General features: G+C 43.4%; 12 protein-coding genes, 2 tRNA genes and 2 rRNA genes. 7 read left to right on the plus strand and 9 right to left on the minus strand.

Features of this window, described 5'->3' with window-relative positions:
- Positions 1–4 precede the first annotated feature (4 nt).
- The 7 genes from M5E07_RS15305 to def form a co-directional block, all read right to left on the minus strand.
- Positions 5–2,898 (minus strand): 23S ribosomal RNA (locus M5E07_RS15305).
- 364 nt (positions 2,899–3,262) lie between these two features.
- Positions 3,263–3,338: transfer RNA gene (locus M5E07_RS15310), tRNA-Ala, on the minus strand.
- Between the two features lie 71 nt (positions 3,339–3,409).
- Positions 3,410–3,486: transfer RNA gene (locus M5E07_RS15315), tRNA-Ile, on the minus strand.
- Between the two features lie 61 nt (positions 3,487–3,547).
- A 16S ribosomal RNA gene (locus M5E07_RS15320) occupies positions 3,548–5,084 on the minus strand.
- The 16S and 23S rRNA genes sit together here with 2 tRNA genes alongside, the layout of an rRNA operon.
- Positions 5,085–5,787: 703 nt before the next feature.
- Entirely contained in the window at positions 5,788–7,806 is a 2,019-nt protein-coding gene (locus M5E07_RS15325; protein WP_252220522.1) for a TonB-dependent copper receptor, read from the minus strand.
- A gap of 67 nt (positions 7,807–7,873) precedes the next feature.
- Positions 7,874–8,305, minus strand: coding sequence for a DUF2946 family protein (locus M5E07_RS15330; RefSeq protein ID WP_116763324.1), 432 nt, complete (start codon positions 8,303–8,305; stop codon positions 7,874–7,876).
- Between the two features lie 89 nt (positions 8,306–8,394).
- Entirely contained in the window at positions 8,395–8,928 is a 534-nt protein-coding gene (def, locus tag M5E07_RS15335; protein WP_116763326.1) for a peptide deformylase, read from the minus strand.
- A gap of 119 nt (positions 8,929–9,047) precedes the next feature.
- Here def and M5E07_RS15340 point away from each other — a divergent pair, with 119 nt between their 5' ends.
- From M5E07_RS15340 to tsaC, 3 genes are read left to right on the plus strand one after another with little or no spacing between them, the layout of a single operon-like run.
- Entirely contained in the window at positions 9,048–10,202 is a 1,155-nt protein-coding gene (locus tag M5E07_RS15340; protein WP_252220524.1) for a LysM peptidoglycan-binding domain-containing protein, read from the plus strand.
- Between the two features lie 12 nt (positions 10,203–10,214).
- Positions 10,215–11,357 (plus strand): DNA-processing protein DprA, encoded by a 1,143-nt coding sequence (gene dprA, locus M5E07_RS15345; protein WP_116763330.1) that lies wholly within the window; start codon positions 10,215–10,217, stop codon positions 11,355–11,357.
- Between the two features lie 38 nt (positions 11,358–11,395).
- Positions 11,396–11,965: an L-threonylcarbamoyladenylate synthase type 1 TsaC gene (tsaC, locus tag M5E07_RS15350; protein WP_252220526.1), complete on the plus strand. Its 570-nt coding sequence runs from the start codon at positions 11,396–11,398 to the stop codon at positions 11,963–11,965.
- Positions 11,966–12,355: 390 nt separating this feature from the next.
- Here the strand turns inward: tsaC and M5E07_RS15355 are convergent, their stop codons facing one another.
- The gene (locus tag M5E07_RS15355) at positions 12,356–13,285 is read right to left on the minus strand and encodes a DMT family transporter (protein ID WP_252220528.1); all 930 of its coding nucleotides are present in this window, start codon (positions 13,283–13,285) and stop codon (positions 12,356–12,358) included.
- A gap of 140 nt (positions 13,286–13,425) precedes the next feature.
- Between M5E07_RS15355 and M5E07_RS15360 the strand changes: the two genes are divergently transcribed.
- From M5E07_RS15360 to M5E07_RS15375, 4 genes are all read left to right on the plus strand, one after another.
- A complete protein-coding gene (locus tag M5E07_RS15360) occupies positions 13,426–14,184 on the plus strand; it encodes an AraC family transcriptional regulator (protein ID WP_252220531.1) in 759 nt (252 codons plus the stop codon).
- 106 nt (positions 14,185–14,290) lie between these two features.
- Positions 14,291–14,836 (plus strand): glutathione peroxidase, encoded by a 546-nt coding sequence (locus tag M5E07_RS15365; protein ID WP_116763338.1) that lies wholly within the window; start codon positions 14,291–14,293, stop codon positions 14,834–14,836.
- A gap of 173 nt (positions 14,837–15,009) precedes the next feature.
- Entirely contained in the window at positions 15,010–15,426 is a 417-nt protein-coding gene (locus tag M5E07_RS15370; protein ID WP_116763340.1) for an RcnB family protein, read from the plus strand.
- Between the two features lie 151 nt (positions 15,427–15,577).
- A complete protein-coding gene (locus M5E07_RS15375; RefSeq protein ID WP_116763342.1) occupies positions 15,578–16,150 on the plus strand; it encodes a PM1805 family lipoprotein in 573 nt (190 codons plus the stop codon).
- A gap of 54 nt (positions 16,151–16,204) precedes the next feature.
- On the opposite strand, the gene adhP is transcribed toward M5E07_RS15375, so the two are convergent.
- Positions 16,205–17,236 carry an alcohol dehydrogenase AdhP gene (gene adhP / locus M5E07_RS15380; protein ID WP_116763344.1) on the minus strand — a complete coding sequence of 344 codons (1,032 nt, stop codon included), beginning with the start codon at positions 17,234–17,236 and terminating at the stop codon, positions 16,205–16,207.
- Positions 17,237–17,260 lie beyond the last annotated feature (24 nt).

Genomic DNA, 17,260 nt, shown 5'->3' on the forward strand with positions numbered 1-17,260 from the left:
TTGTATAGTCAAGCCTCACGAGCAATTAGTATTGGTCAGCTTCACATATCACTATGCTTCCACATCCAACCTATCAACGTCGTAGTCTTCAACGGCTCTTTAGAGGACATAAAGTCCTAGGGAAATCTTATCTTGAGGTAGGCTTCCCGCTTAGATGCTTTCAGCGGTTATCCCTTCCGAACATAGCTACCCGGCGATGCGACTGGCGTCACAACCGGTACACCAGAGGTTCGTCCACTCTGGTCCTCTCGTACTAGGAGCAGATCCTCTCAAATTTCCAGCGCCCACGGTAGATAGGGACCGAACTGTCTCACGACGTTCTAAACCCAGCTCGCGTACCTCTTTAAATGGCGAACAGCCATACCCTTGGGACCTGCTTCAGCCCCAGGATGAGATGAGCCGACATCGAGGTGCCAAACACCGCCGTCGATATGAACTCTTGGGCGGTATCAGCCTGTTATCCCCAGAGTACCTTTTATCCGTTGAGCGATGGCCCTTCCATACAGAACCACCGGATCACTAAGACCTACTTTCGTACCTGCTCGACTTGTGGGTCTCGCAGTTAAGCGCGCTTTTGCCTTTATACTCTACGCGTGATTTCCGACCACGCTGAGCGCACCTTCGTACTCCTCCGTTACTCTTTAGGAGGAGACCGCCCCAGTCAAACTACCCACCAGACATGGTCCTCGTCCCGGATAACGGGACAGAGTTAGAACCTCAATATTACCAGGGTGGTATTTCAAGGACGGCTCCATTGGAACTAGCGTTCCAACTTCAAAGCCTCCCACCTATCCTACACAAGTAAGATCAAAGTTCAATGTCAAGCTGCAGTAAAGGTTCACGGGGTCTTTCCGTCTAGCCGCGGGTACACCGCATCTTCACGGCGAATTCGATTTCACTGAGTCTCTGCTGGAGACAGCGCCCCCATCATTATGCCATTCGTGCAGGTCGGAACTTACCCGACAAGGAATTTCGCTACCTTAGGACCGTTATAGTTACGGCCGCCGTTTACTGGGGCTTCGATCAAGAGCTTCGCTTACGCTAACCCCATCAATTAACCTTCCAGCACCGGGCAGGCATCACACCCTATACGTCCACTTTCGTGTTTGCAGAGTGCTATGTTTTTAATAAACAGTTGCAGGGGCCTGGTTTCTGTGGCTGCCAATAGCTCATCCCGCGAGGGGAATCACCGTCAGCAGCGTACCTTCTCCCGAAGTTACGGTACCATTTTGCCTAGTTCCTTCAGCAGAGTTCTCTCAAGCGCTTTGGTCTACTCGACCTGACCACCTGTGTCGGTTTCGGGTACGATTCCTGTGTAACTGAAGCTTAGAGACTTTTCCTGGAAGCATGGTATCAGCCACTTCACTGTACAAGTACAGCTTGCTATCAGTTCTCAGCATAGAGTACCCCGGATTTGCCTAAGATACATGCCTACAACCTTTCACCTGGACAACCAACGCCAGGCTGACTTAACCTTCTCCGTCCTCTCATCGCATTACACAGAAGTATTGGAATATTAACCAATTTCCCATCGACTACGCCTCTCGGCCTCGCCTTAGGGGTCGACTCACCCAGCCCCGATTAACGTTGGACTGGAACCCTTGGTCTTTCAGCGTGCGAGTTTTTCACTCGCATTGTCGTTACTCACGTCAGCATTCGCACTTCTGATACCTCCAGCATACTTCTCAATACACCTTCATCGGCTTACAGAACGCTCCCCTACCACTTGCAATAAATTGCAAATCCGCAGCTTCGGCATATAGTTTTAGCCCCGTTACATCTTCCGCGCAGGCCGACTCGACTAGTGAGCTATTACGCTTTCTTTAAAGGGTGGCTGCTTCTAAGCCAACCTCCTAGCTGTCTATGCCTTCCCACATCGTTTCCCACTTAACTATAATTTTGGGGCCTTAGCTGGCGGTCTGGATTGTTTTCCTCTTGACTACGGACGTTAGCACCCGCAGTCTGTCTCCCGGATAGTACTCATAGGTATTCGGAGTTTGCATCGGTTTGGTAAGTCGGGATGACCCCCTAGCCGAAACAGTGCTCTACCCCCTATGGTATTCGTCCGAGGCGCTACCTAAATAGCTTTCGGGGAGAACCAGCTATCACCAGGCTTGATTAGCCTTTCACCCCTATCCACAAGTCATCCCCTGGCTTTTCAACGACAGTGGGTTCGGTCCTCCAGTTAGTGTTACCCAACCTTCAACCTGCTCATGGATAGATCGCCTGGTTTCGGGTCTACACCCAGCAACTAAACGCCCTATTAAGACTCGATTTCTCTACGGCTCCCCTATTCGGTTAACCTTGCTACTGAATGTAAGTCGCTGACCCATTATACAAAAGGTACGCAGTCACCGAACTAGTCGGCTCCCACTGCTTGTATGCATGCGGTTTCAGGATCTATTTCACTCCCCTCACAGGGGTTCTTTTCGCCTTTCCCTCACGGTACTGGTTCACTATCGGTCAGTCAGGAGTATTTAGCCTTGGAGGATGGTCCCCCCATATTCAGACAAGGTTTCACGTGCCTCGCCCTACTCGACATCATCATATCAGCCCTTTCGTGTACAGGACTATCACCCACTATGGTTGCACTTCCCAGAGCATTCCACTAAAACTGATATGACTTAATGGGCTTTTCCCCGTTCGCTCGCCGCTACTAAGGGAATCTCAATTGATTTCTTTTCCTAAGGGTACTGAGATGTTTCACTTCCCCTCGTTCGCCTTGCAACACTATGTATTCATGTTGCAATACCTACCTTATAGTAGGTGGGTTTCCCCATTCAGAAATCTCCGGATCACAGGATATTTGCCGCCTCCCCGGAGCTTATCGCAGGCTATTACGTCTTTCATCGCCTCTGACTGCCAAGGCATCCACCACATGCACTTAATTACTTGACTATACAACCCCAAACAGTCGTAGCACCTACAAGTAGTACTAGGACAGATCGATTGCTCGATCATACAGTTTGTTGTTCTGTGTACTTAAACACGGTACAGCTTCAATTCAATTCACATACCAAAACGCTTGATTCAGTTAATTTCGCTAGTAACTCATTTAATCACTTCATAGTTGCCTATGTCGTTTTCAACGAGTATGAACAAATTATTTCAACTCAAATATATTCTGTTAATGATTTTTCCAGCCTTCGTCAGGTCAGGAAACTGTGATAAATCACAGAAGTTAATAAAACAAGATCTTCCAATCTCTATTCACTAATTTCTATAATCTAACTACTTAGCTTATATATTGATATTCAATATATGGTGGAGACTAGGAGAGTCGAACTCCTGACCTCCTGCGTGCAAAGCAGGCGCTCTACCAACTAAGCTAAGTCCCCAGCTTATCAATAAGTTAATGTCTCTGTTTTTCTGTATTCAGCATTTCTTCAAATGCTTCGTTAGTCAGATTTGGTGGGTCTGACAAGACTTGAACTTGTGACCCCACGCTTATCAAGCGTGTGCTCTAACCAACTGAGCTACAGACCCTCAGATACATCGTCATGAAGAACAACTTGTTGTGGATTCTTACCAATCGTCAATCTTTCGTTAAGGAGGTGATCCAGCCGCAGGTTCCCCTACGGCTACCTTGTTACGACTTCACCCCAGTCATCGGCCACACCGTGGTAAGCGTCCTCCTTACGGTTAGACTACCTACTTCTGGTGCAACAAACTCCCATGGTGTGACGGGCGGTGTGTACAAGGCCCGGGAACGTATTCACCGCGGCATTCTGATCCGCGATTACTAGCGATTCCGACTTCATGGAGTCGAGTTGCAGACTCCAATCCGGACTACGATCGGCTTTTTGAGATTAGCATCCTATCGCTAGGTAGCAACCCTTTGTACCGACCATTGTAGCACGTGTGTAGCCCTGGTCGTAAGGGCCATGATGACTTGACGTCGTCCCCGCCTTCCTCCAGTTTGTCACTGGCAGTATCCTTAAAGTTCCCACCCGAAGTGCTGGCAAATAAGGAAAAGGGTTGCGCTCGTTGCGGGACTTAACCCAACATCTCACGACACGAGCTGACGACAGCCATGCAGCACCTGTATGTAAGTTCCCGAAGGCACCAATCCATCTCTGGAAAGTTCTTACTATGTCAAGACCAGGTAAGGTTCTTCGCGTTGCATCGAATTAAACCACATGCTCCACCGCTTGTGCGGGCCCCCGTCAATTCATTTGAGTTTTAGTCTTGCGACCGTACTCCCCAGGCGGTCTACTTATCGCGTTAGCTGCGCCACTAAAGCCTCAAAGGCCCCAACGGCTAGTAGACATCGTTTACGGCATGGACTACCAGGGTATCTAATCCTGTTTGCTCCCCATGCTTTCGTACCTCAGCGTCAGTATTAGGCCAGATGGCTGCCTTCGCCATCGGTATTCCTCCAGATCTCTACGCATTTCACCGCTACACCTGGAATTCTACCATCCTCTCCCATACTCTAGCTGACCAGTATCGAATGCAATTCCTAAGTTAAGCTCAGGGATTTCACATCCGACTTAATCAGCCGCCTACGCACGCTTTACGCCCAGTAAATCCGATTAACGCTCGCACCCTCTGTATTACCGCGGCTGCTGGCACAGAGTTAGCCGGTGCTTATTCTGCGAGTAACGTCCACTATCCAGTAGTATTAGTACTAGTAGCCTCCTCCTCGCTTAAAGTGCTTTACAACCAAAAGGCCTTCTTCACACACGCGGCATGGCTGGATCAGGGTTCCCCCCATTGTCCAATATTCCCCACTGCTGCCTCCCGTAGGAGTCTGGGCCGTGTCTCAGTCCCAGTGTGGCGGATCATCCTCTCAGACCCGCTACAGATCGTCGCCTTGGTAGGCCTTTACCCCACCAACTAGCTAATCCGACTTAGGCTCATCTATTAGCGCAAGGTCCGAAGATCCCCTGCTTTCCCCCGTAGGGCGTATGCGGTATTAGCATTCCTTTCGGAATGTTGTCCCCCACTAATAGGCAGATTCCTAAGCATTACTCACCCGTCCGCCGCTAAGTGATTGTGCAAGCACAACCACTCCGCTCGACTTGCATGTGTTAAGCCTGCCGCCAGCGTTCAATCTGAGCCATGATCAAACTCTTCAGTTTAAAATCAGTAGTACCTATAAGGGTACCAATCTTGGCTCATCAATTTTCTGACAAATATTTCTCAAATAAACTTCGAGTAATTTCTACCATCAATCAATGAAAATAATTTCGATCAATCAATCAGTAAAAATCCACACAAGTTGTTCTTCATAATCTCTTAATGATCTTCTTGATGACTCGTCATCATCAAGCTAGGTCGGCTATGTTACTCTAATCTAAGTTAAAGTCAACAGGTTTTGTTAATTATTTTTAAACCTCTTCAAGACTTCCAGATTCTACCGCTTGGGCTAAATCCTTGTTTCTCAACAAGTTTTAATCAACATCACCGCCGATGGATGTGCATTCTACAGTATTTCACATACGTTGCAAGCATGTTTTTATAAATAATTTGACTGATGTTTATTTTTCAAACCATAAAATTTACAAGCTGTTGTTTTTTAATATTAATTAATTTTGAATTTTTTTAATTATTTCCAATCATTGCCATACATTTAAATTTAAGCCATTGTTTTTAATAAAAATATTAATAAACCACCTTTATTACTAGGCTTTATTTTGTTCAATTTGACTTTTATTCCATCAACTTATGCTGTTTATGTGATCACTATTCAAATTTACGCCTCATTTTTCGTCTTTGTCTTATACCAAAACAAAAAAAAGCCACCCTTTTACAAGAATGGCTGTGTCACATCTAAGATGATCTCTAGAACTTCATACTGATGCGTGCCCAGTAGTTACGTCCTATATTGTTGAATTGTTCTGTTGCAGCATAACCAAAGCCTGAACTCCCCAATTTATTTAAATGTTCCGCATAGTTCTTATCAAAGACATTATCAATCCCCACAGAAAGATCGATCCCATTTTGTAAGTTATAGGTGCCATTTAAAGACAATGTGCCAAAGCCTTTGCTATCCGCGACATCATATCCAATGATATTGCCTTCACGGGAACTGGTGCGATCTTGTGCTGCAACGACACGCCACAGTAAACCGAGATTATATTTATCTTGTACATAGCGTAGGTTAAAACGTCCTTCTAATGGTGCAATTTGCGGTAAAGCGGTGTGATCCGTTGTATTTTCACCCCATGCATACATGGCACTGATGTCCGCTTGAATGTGATCTGTCAACTGGTAAGCCACACCTGCCTCAGCACCTGCAATGGTTGCATCGACATTTCTGCTTTTGGCTTCCAATCGCCCCATTGAACCTGTCGGTGTATATGCCACTAATATATAGTCTTGAATCAAACCTGCATAAACTGAAGCCCATGATTTAAATGCACCCTGTTCATATTGATAGCCTGCATCAAACTGTGCGGTTTTTTCATTCTCTAAATCGGCAAAGGTCGTACCTGTACTTTGATGGTATTTGGTACTAAACAATTCCCAATAATCAGGTACACGTTCTACATAGCCCAAACCTGCGTAAGTTTTAACATGCTCTGCAAGTTCACTTTCAATTCGAATAAAGCCACTTGGCAAGGTTTCTTTACGCTCTGTATCGGTGGCTAAGTTATCGATCTTCGCTTGATCGACGCGTGCACCTGTCACCAGTTTATGCTGATCATTGAATGCATAGCTTAATTCACCAAAGGCCCCATAGGATTGAAAATCCATATCAGTCACTCTAGGCTTATCCTTATAGGTATTCATCATCCCTTTACGTGCACTATGTTTATTATTTTGAACATCCAGTCCAGAGACTAAACTGATTCGATCCCAGTCTGTTGTCATTGCAACACGTGAATTTATTGTGCGACGCGCAACATTAGAAGCCATTGGCATAGACATTCCTCCTGCAGAAGTAAACTCACGCAGACTAAAATTATCCATGACATGATCGTTATAGCTATAGTCCACTTGGGCTTCGATTTTTTTAATCACTTCACCCAGATTTTTCTTTTCAATATGCAGCCCCAGACTTTCACGGGCAAATTTAGAACCATCCATACTGCGTCCAGCATAGACTGCCTCACCATCGCTTTTGCCGCCTTTCAGTTCCACCCATGTATCTTCATTTGGCGTCCAACCGAATGCCAGATCAGCATTCCATTTTTCCCAGTCCGAAGGCACTGTATTGCCAGCTCCATCTTGATAACTGTCTGCAACTGAACGATTGGCATTTAAACGTGCATATTTGCTTTCATCCCCTACCGCAGCTTCAACATTCTGATCCAAGCGACCATAAGAGCCAAGCATGACACTGGCTTGTCCGCGATAGGGTTTTGCCGAAGTGAGCTGTTCAGGTTCACGCTCAAATATAACAGTCGCAGCAGAACCAGTATGCGCATACTGAACAGTTTGTGGTCCTTTTACGACTGTGATTTTATCGTAGCTTTCAGGAGAAACATAAGAAGCAGGATTATCCATACGGCTTGGGCATGCACCTAAATTTTCCGTACCATCGGTGAGAATTTTAATACGTGAGCCAAACATACCGCGGAAAGTGACATCGCCATTCGCGCCGCCATTTTTGATTTGGTTAAAACCGACAATGCTTTGCAAATAAGCAGCACCATCAACCGCAGGAATGGGCTGAGTGGGTTGTTTCGGATCCGCATGTACAATTAAGCCATTCGCATCATTACCTTGCTGGGCGGTCACGACAATAGGAGTCAAAATTTGAGGAGGTTGTACTTCTGCACTATAAGCAGTAACCGAATAACACGCGACACAAATCGCAGCCGATAAAGGCTGTAACAAGAATTTAGGCTGAGCCATATCAATCTCTCTAAAACATAAATAACACTGTGCCTAAGTCATAAGACCCAAGCGAAATAAAGCGGATTTATGCCCAGAGTGGCGGTGCCCGTCCTTGTGGGATAAGAAATAGTTGCTGTAGAACAAACCAAACATGTGCAAAGGCTTTTTGAAAAGCGATTAAACGAACTTGAATACGATCAAGTATTGGCTTTATGTCAAGTTCAGGCGGCAAGACTAAATTGCCATATACGGTACAGTATTGGCATTGATGACTTGCATCATGGTGATCATGAATATGCTGCTGTTTTTGTTCTACTTGATGATGTAAATGTTGCGTATGCTGCATAGCAGCAGTCTGCACGGCGTTTACAGTTTGAGAAGGGAGTAAAAGTGCACGCGTAATGGTTTCACAGACCGGAGCAACTTGATATTGCTTCGGCAGCAAAGGCTGTAAGAAAACAGCAATCTGTAAAAAAACTGCGACACATGCCAGCAGTAAACCACCACGGAAAAGCAAAAATAATCATCCTGCAATTAGTGCGGCATCAGTATAACAAAACCCAATCGGAATTGGGTTCATACTTAAAGATGATTTTGGGTGAGAAATTATCCGCGTTTGACTGCAACTTTCTCTTTTTGGCGCTGACGCGTCAATTTTTCCACTTTTTCACGCGCACGCTGACGCTTGAGTGGTGATAAATAATCGACAAATAATTTGCCGTTTAAGTGATCCATTTCATGCTGAATACAAACAGCGAGAAGTTCGTCTGCTTCTATTGTAAAGGATTGACCTTCAAGGTTAATTGCCTCTATTTTTACACGTGACGCACGCTCAACTTTGTCGTATATTTGAGGCACTGATAAACAGCCTTCTTCATAAGGCTGGGTTTCTTCAGTCAATGGGGTAATTTTGGGGTTAATGAACACCATGGGCTGATCTTTATGTTCAGATAGATCCATAACAATCAACTGAATATGGCGGTCGACTTGGGTAGCGGCTAAACCAATGCCTGGCGCTTCATACATGGTTTCAAACATATCTGCAGCTAACTGACGAATTTCATCAGTAACTTCTTCGACGGGTTGTGCAATGGTACGAAGACGGGGATCGGGGAAACTTAAAATAGGTAATAAGGCCATAAACGTCCTCACTTATGCCATTGATCAAAAAACCAAATGAAGGAATGCTTCATCAAAAAAATGTGTGTAATATCGCTATTATAACGTAAATTACGTACATAATTTTAGGAATTATGATAATGAAAAAGGTTTTGAAGGGCATGCCATCTTTTAGTGCCTTGGGGTTTAAACAGCAATTGTTGGCACTGACTGTCGGTTTGGCGATCAGTGTTGGTTCTATCGCAGTGGTTGAAGCTGCACCAGCTCGTAATATTAATCCACCTTCATTAAAAGCGGGTGCACCACAAGTTTATGTGGTGAAAAAGGGTGACACCCTCTGGGATATTTCGGGGAAATTTTTAGATAAGCCTTGGCGCTGGCCTGAAATTTGGGCAAGTAACCGTCACGTGAAAAATCCACACTGGATTTTCCCTGGCGATAAACTTTTACTGTGTAGCTATCAAGGTAAGCCCCTGATTGGCAAAGATGAAGGTGATGGCTGTGATGGTATTATTCGTCGTTATGCAGGGGGAACCAAGTTACAACCCCAAGTGCGAATTGAATCCTTAAATAATGCTATTCCTGTAATTCCATTAGACAATATTAAACAATGGTTAGAACATTCAACCATTGTTGCTCCTGAGTCAGTGGACAATACACCTTATGTACTGGGTACCGCCGATCAACGCGTATTGGCAGCCAAAGGTCAAACCATCTATGCGCGTGGCAATGGCTTAGAAGTGGGTCAGCAATATGCGGTTTATCGCGAAGGCGACCCGTACACCCTCAACAATGAAAAAGGCAAAAAGTATAATGCTGGGCTTGAGTTGAATCAGGTGGCGACGGGCATAGCTGTTGCAAGTGAAAATGACATCACAACACTGGAATTAACAGATAGCTTTAATGCCGAAGTACGTCGTGGTGACCGTGTACTGCCTGTTTATGACCCAATGTTGCCTACCCTGTTTTATCCAACCATGGCGGAAGATGTAACGGCTGGAGGGCAAATTGTTCGAGTGATGGGCTCTATTGGCACTGCTGCCCAACACAGCGTCGTGACGATAGACCGCGGTAGTTTTGAAGGCGTACAAGTGGGCCATGTATTTAGCATCAACCAAAAAGGTGAACAGGTTCGAGACCCGAAAACCAAAGAAATGGTGCAATTGCCTGGACAGAAAATTGGTAACTTAATGGTATTTAAAACTTTTGATCACTTTAGCTATGGTTATGTGCTCGACAGTTCCTTACCAATCAAAATCGGTGCTTACATTCAACCACCTTTAATGGACGATTAATTCGGAGTTCCTATGCTGAAACCATTATCACAAGTGCAAATGGACATCATTACCTTGTGGTATTTGGTTCAGCACTCGCTCAGCAGTTTTTACAAACTAGAACAACACTTTGGTACAGCCCACAATGCGGTACAGCCTCACAATTTACAGGGTTGGTCAAAATTAGGTTTACATAAAAATCATATTCAACGCGCGCAACAGTTTTACACAGCGCCTGAACAAAATAAGTTTCAGCACGTCATTCAGGAAATTCAGCAACATAGTGATTTTGTACTGAGTTATCACGATCCTGAATACCCACAACAACTGCTGCCTTATAGTGATAAACCCCCGATTCTGTTTGGACAAGGGCAACTTTCGCTCTTGATGCAGCCACAAATTGCGATTGTTGGCAGTCGTAAACCAAGTCCGCATGGTCGACAAATCGCCTATGATTTTTCGTACTATCTTAGTGAAAAAGGTTTTGTCATTAGCAGCGGCTTAGCACAAGGCATTGATGAGGCTGCACATCAGGGCGCTTTATCCCATCAACGTACACTGGCAGTGATGGGCACAGGACTTGATCAAACTTATCCTTCACAGCATCAGCAACTTCGCCAGCAAATTTTGCAGCAGTCGGGTGCTATCATCAGTGAGTTTTTACCCCATACTCCACCCCTGCAACATCATTTCCCGCGCCGCAATCGAATTGTCAGTGCACTCTCTTTAGGCGTGATTGTTGCTGAAGCCAGTTTAAAAAGTGGTTCGATCATTACCGCTAAACTTGCAGCAGAACAAGGCAAATTGGTGTTTGCGATTCCTGGACATATTTATAGTGAATTCCATCAAGGTTGCCATCAACTGATTCGTGAAGGCGCAATTCTGGTGGATCATCCTGAACAAGTCTTAGAAGACCTCGCTTTACCGACTCAATGGCAAGCGCAGCAGCAATCTCAGGGTGACTCAACCACACAACCACTCGCAAAGCCCGAGATTCCTGAGCATTTAATGTCGCTTTACAATCAACTGAACTGGACGGGCTATCCTTTGGATCATTTGGCCATCCATCTGAAGCAAGATACCGCCTCACTGACTGCCCAGTTGATGGAACTGGAGCTTTTAGGCTTATGTATGCAACAATCTGGGGTTTATTTGCGTTGTCGTCCCAGCCAATAAGGTTCAGAATAAGCCTTTGCTTAAATTAGGACATGGAAATGATTACCACCTCTGTTGCTGAAGCTGCCGATAGTTTAAAACGCGGACAGGTCTTGGCATACCCAACAGAGGCAGTGTGGGGATTAGGCTGTGATCCCTATAACGAAGCTGCATTTAATGAAATTTTAAAATTAAAACAGCGTCCAATTGAAAAAGGTGTCATCTTATTGGCTGGGCATATTTCTCAAGTCGAACACTTACTGGTAGGACTCACCCCAGAAATGCGTGACACCGTGATCGCCTCTTGGAGCCACTCTAACCCGACTGAACGTGCAACCACTTGGTTACTACCTGCGAGTGAGGACATTCCCATTTGGATCAAAGGCAATCATCCCAAAGTCGCCATTCGCGTGACCACTCACCCTTTATGTGTGGCTCTTTGCAATGCATTTCATGGTTTTATCGTATCGACCAGTGCTAACCCTGCGGGACTTGAACCTGCACGTTCACTGCAAGAAGCCAATAAATACTTTAACCATCATTTAACCTATCTAAACGGTGATTTAGGTTTAAGTCAGGAACCGAGTCGTATTTTAGATGCTGAAACAGGTCAAATTATTCGTGCATAAGCGAATAAAATAATGAATTTTATAGAAATTTGGACAAAAAAAAGCTCAATCAAATAGGTTGATTGAGCATAAAAAGGATGTGTGTTAATCACATCCAGAGGGTTCAAAAATCTTGCTGAATGTTAGATTTAAAGTATTATTAAGAAATACTTAACCAATCATTCTTGATGTGAATATTATCTAACATTTCAAATCAAAATACAAATCCATTATCCCAGCTTAACTTTTGATTAAATGCATGATTAAAATGTGAAATTTTCTCAAAAAGTCAAACTATCCTTCTATTTTTAAAATATTTTTAAATAAATAATCATTTGACAGCATGCAAATTTGCACTTATAACTGGTAGTTTAGTCCAAGAAAAATAAATCAATAAAATTTACTGTTTGGTTATTTATTCACCATATTGATTGACTCTGCTGCTTCAGATTGCGCCTGCCGTGATTTTATTTGTGCCATAGTAATCCCCGTAATAATAATGATCCCACCAATGGTGTGATGTATCGTCCACGCTTCATGCAACCAAAAATAAGCCAATACTGCTGTAAAAATGGGCATCAGATTCATAAAAATACTGGTTTGATTGGGCCCCAAACGCTGTACAGCAAGCATCCACACCCAAGGTGCGATCAGGGATGCAAATAAGCCTGCATATAAAACACTTGCCGTATTCTGCATATCTAAACGATCGATGCCCAACCATAGTACAAAAGGCAAATGATAAATCAGAGAAAATCCTATTTGTACGTACAAACTGATCATGAGTGGCACTTTCAGTTGCCACTTCTTTAAAAATACCCCGTAAAAAGCATAGAAGAACACTGCAATCACCATCAGCAGATCGCCCCAATGCCCGCCTAAATGCAGCAGAGTCTGTAACTGCCCTTGTGCAATCACATAAAGTAAACCTAGAAATGACACCAAACTTCCCATAACGGCAAAACGATTGGGTACTTCTTTTAGAATAATGATGGAAACAAAAATGGTAAAAATTGGAATAAAAGCATTAATAATCCCCATATTGGTCGCGGTGGTATAATGCGCAGCGCTATATGCCAGACCTTGATAGAGCAACATACCAAAGGCACTGAGTATTGCAAATTGCTTCCAATGCAACGCAACTAACTGACGCTGCTGCCACACTTTGGGTAGCATCACTGGAGTCAGCACAATAAAAGCCACCAGCCAACGATAAAAACTAATGCTCACAGGTGAAATATAATCCGCGACATAACGCGTCACTGCAATATTCAGCGACCAGATAAAAACTGCAATCAAGGGTAGCATGACCGCCAATTTTGCCCATTTTTTTTGCTGCATTTGCCCACTCAGTTACAAGGTCTTAAATGACTATTGTGCTAAAAGTCTGAAATAATAAACATACGTTTTTTCAGACATTGATATGGCAGATTCATCCGTCTGGCATCCACTCCCACTTCGTATCAATATGGGCATCTTTCATGAACAGCTATGCATACACTGATTTATCTCAATTGATTGAAGTACATGAATATTTTTATGCAAGAAATGACGAAATTGCAGCACATTCTTGCATCTGGGGTGATTTTAATTTCAGTTTAAATGGTATTTTGGATTATGAAATTGAAGGAATACACCATTTATCTCCACCCAATTACGGACTTTGGATTCCCGCCCATACTGCACATGCCTGCATTGCACGTGAAATTCAGCCGACCCATTATATTTGTATTCATCTCCATCCTGAGCTTTGCAAATACTTTCCCCAAACCACCAAAGCCGTCGAAATCAGTCCTTTTCTCCGCCATTTAATTAAAGAGGTTTTACGTCAAAAGCCTGTAACAACCTCTGCGGAATACGAACATTTACTTCATGTATTACTGGATCAACTGCGTACTGCACCTGCTTATGAACACTACCTACCACAAACACAACACCGTGTTTTAAAGCCAATCTTACAACAACTGGCCAATCCGCAATGCTTTGCCAAAAGTTTGCAACAAATCCTCCATGAATTTCAGTTTACCGAAAGGCATTTACTCCGCTTAAGCCAACAAGAACTGCAACTCAGTCTCGCAGAATGGCGCAATCGGGCAAAAATTCTGTATGCGATTGATCAACTGCATGCAGGATCGACAGTTAAAAAATTGGCTTATGATTTGGGTTATCAACATAGTTCTAGTTTTATTGAATTCTTTAAGCGCTATACAGGACAAACGCCTGCGCAATTACGCGAATAAACCAGCAGCTTCAGCCTCTTTTTACTTCACTTGCAGGATTCAACTTGAAGTTGACGTGAATTCTCGTTACAACATCAACACCCGATAAAAATCAATGGATCTGTGTATGAACCAGTCTGTATATGACATTCCTGTAAAAACCATTCAGGGAGAGAACATCACCTTGAACCAATATCAAGGTAAAGTCCTTTTGATTGTCAATGTGGCATCAAAATGTGGTTTAACCCCACAATATGAAGGTTTAGAAAAACTCTATCAGCAACAAAAAGATCAAGGTTTAGAAATTTTAGGCTTCCCTGCCAACAACTTCTTGGCACAAGAGCCAGGTAGTGATAGCGAAATTCAAGAATTTTGCTCAGTTAACTACCAAATTGATTTCCCTTTATTTTCAAAAATTTCTGTCGCAGGCGAAGATAAACATCCACTCTATGAAACCTTAATCAATGCCATTCCTGAACGCATTGGTGAAGGACCTTGGTGGAAAGATTTAGTCGATTATGGTCTTACCCCAAATGAACCACCAGAAGTACTCTGGAATTTTGAAAAGTTCCTCGTGAATAAACAAGGACAAGTGGTGGCACGTTTTGCACCTGACATTACCGCAGATGATCCGCGTATTGTGGATGCCATTCAAACTGAGCTGCAAAAATAATAGACTATTCTGAACATCAAGCAGTCATTCATTGGCTGCTGATGTTTTAAAAACCTCTTCTTAATTTCTTCATTATTTTAATATTTATACAACATTAAATTCAAATTAACTCAATCACTTACTGCTTTAATAGACCGATCAGAACAAGATAGAAAGTTTAAGGTTGGTAGATCATGAATCGTTTAGTACAAGCTGTTGTTTTCTCTTTATCCACTGCGTTAGTGGCAGCTCCCGCTTTTGCTGCTCCACAAAATTCACAAGATCACAAACAACACGCAACTCAGAATCACAATAATGCAAATCATCAAAGCATGCATAACGACGCTTCAAGTCACCATGCACAAAATCAACATAAACCCGCAAGCAATAATAAAGCTGGGAATAAGCAAATGACTCGCCCATCGGCGACATGGAAACCAGGTAATCCCGTTCCAACGCAATACCGTGGTCAGAGTTACAAAGTTGACCACAGTAAATACAAAAAATTAAATAAGCCAGGCAAAAATGAACAGTGGATCAAAGTGAATGGCGATTATGTTTTAACCAATGTGTTAAATCACAATATTATTAAAATCGTACCAGGAATGTAAGATTTCCCAAAGATCAAAAGAGTGCGACCAGCACTCTTTTTTATAGCTCCCCCTTTTTGTTGTTGCTTTGCAGCCTGACTTTGGAAAGTGAAGTAGTCGTTTTATAATTTCTTTAAAGCGATACAATGTTAAATTGAGACCAGTCAAGATTATGAAAAAACTTCTGCAAGGTGCCTTACTACCTTTTGGTATTTTTGTTGCTGCAATCAGCTTATTCGGTTGTAATCAGGCGACAGAACAGGATACTCAAACAGCAAATTCCACTGACGTAGAAGAACACAGTCCTTCTCATAATAATCCTGAGACCGAATTAAAAAATGGCAACATGATTTATGTGGTCCGTGATGTTGCCGACATGCAATTAAAAGCAGGTGACTACGTCCAACAACTGAAACAAACTCAAACTGACGTAGAGCAAGCTTTAACAGATAAAGACCAGCAAGCACTACAAACATCAGTCAATGCTCTGCATCAGCAACTCACAGACTTCAACCGTGCGTTAAATAGCTTAGATTTAAAAAGTCAGGAAGTTGACTCTATTCGACAAAACATCATGTCTACCAACCAACAAGTCCTCGATTTACCTTATTTAAATGGCAAAGTTGACCTTCAATCAGTCGATTTACACAAAATTGAACAACAAATGACTTCGGTGCAAACAGAAATGCTCAAATTGGCCAAGATGTTACTGTTACAGCCCGCATCAAGTGAAAAAGCATCATAAAAGCATTAGAGGATTCATCGGATATTTTCAATGCGATGAATCCCCTATATCCATTTAAAGATTAAAATCAATCACGATTCGCCCATCAATTTTGCCCTGCTCCATCCGCTCAAAAATATCATTGATATTTTCTAAAGGCTCTACGTGAATATGGGCTTTTACTTTGCCACGTGCTGCAATATCTAAGGCTTCTTTCAGGTCTAAACGTGTCCCGACAATCGAGCCCCGAACAGTAATCCCATCCAAAACCATGTCAAAAATAGAGAGATCGAACTTCCCAGGTGGCAAGCCATTCAGCACCATTGTTCCACCGCGACGCACAATTGAAACGGCCTGTTCAAACGCTTTGGGTGATACCGCAGTCACCAGTACCCCATGACAGCCCTCACCCGTCGCCTCCAACACTGCATCTTTAACATTAACTTTCAGCGCATTCACGCCAACATCTGCACCTAGCTGTTTTGCCAACTCTAGCTTAGTATCATCGACATCAATCGCAACTACATTAAAGCCCATAATTTTGGCATACTGCACCGCGACATGCCCTAAGCCACCAATACCTGATATTGCCACCCAATCCCCTGTTTTGGCCTCCGTCATTTTAAGCCCTTTATAGACGGTTACCCCCGCACATAAAATCGGTGCGATTGCGAACAAATCAACACCGTCTGGGATCACGCCAACATAGTTACCATCGGCCAAACAGTATTCTGCAAAACTGCCATTGACCGAATAACCTGAATTTTGTTGTTGTTTACATAAGGTTTCCCAACCGGCATAACAATGATCACAATGCCCACACGCCGAATAAAGCCAAGGAATACCCACCACATCACCTACTTTCAGATGACTAATACCTGCGCCTATCTCAATGACTTTACCCACCCCTTCATGACCAGGAATGAAGGGCAAATGTGGTTGAATAGGCCAGTCCCCATGCATCGCATGTAAATCGGTATGACAAACACCCGTCGCAATCATTTTGACCAAAACTTTACCATCACTAATTTTTGGAATTTCAACGTCTTGAATTTGTAAAGGTTGATTGAATGCAGTGACGACTGCGGCTTTCATTGTTGTTGCCATCTTTTACGCTCCATAACCCAAAGT

This window comes from Acinetobacter tibetensis (assembly GCF_023824315.1).
Taxonomy (GTDB): Bacteria; Pseudomonadota; Gammaproteobacteria; order Pseudomonadales; family Moraxellaceae; genus Acinetobacter; species Acinetobacter tibetensis.